At 69.1% G+C, this 750-nt stretch carries 1 protein-coding gene; it reads left to right on the top strand.

The window, feature by feature from the left end:
- The coding region (locus IG178_RS24195; RefSeq protein WP_226895737.1) for an IS1634 family transposase at positions 1-750 on the top strand (750 nt) is incomplete at both ends.

Here is a 750-nt window from a genome sequence, read left to right as displayed (position 1 = left end):
GTCAGGGCGAGCTCGACCTGAGCGCGGGCGCGGTGCCGGCGGGGCAGTCGGTGATCACCGGCAAGTGCAGCGCACTGCTGTGGCACGTGCTGACCAGCGCGTACGCCAGGTTGGGGTTCGATGCCCTGGGCGATGAGGCGTTCAAGGCGCTGGTGCTGGCGCGGATCGTGGAACCCACGAGCAAGGCCGACTCGCTGCGGGTGCTGGACGAGCTCGGTGTGCCGCACGCGTCGCTGCGCACGATGTTCCGGTGCCTGGCCCGGGCCCAGGAACGCGGCTACCGCGACCAGGTCGCCGCGGCGTGCTTCGCCCACGCCGCCGGGCACGGGGACCTGTCGCTGGTCCTGTACGACGTAACCACCCTCTACTTCGAGGCCGAGCAGGAGGACGAGCTGCGCAAGGTCGGCTATTCGAAGGAGCGGCGCGTGGACCCGCAGGTCGTCGTGGGGCTGCTCGTGGACCGTGCCGGGTTCCCGCTGGAGGTGGGGTGCTTCGAGGGCGACAAGGCCGAGACCGCCACGATCCTGCCGATCATCGAGCAGTTCCAGCAGCGCCACAACCTGGCCGACATCGTGGTGGTCGCCGACGCGGGCATGCTCTCCTCATCGAACCTCAAGGAGCTGGATGCGGCCGGGTTGCGGTTCATCGTCGGCTCGCGGGTCACCAAGGCCCCCGGCGACCTCGCTTCTCATTTCCGGTGGCACGGGGATGCGTTCACCGACGGACAGATCATCGACACCATCACTCCAC

Origin of the sequence: Neoluteolibacter marinus, assembly GCF_014904755.1 — a bacterium.
Taxonomy (GTDB): Bacteria; Verrucomicrobiota; Verrucomicrobiia; order Verrucomicrobiales; family Akkermansiaceae; genus Haloferula; species Haloferula marina.
Note: the sequence above shows the minus strand (reverse complement) of the source record. Positions and strands in the feature narration are given on the sequence as shown.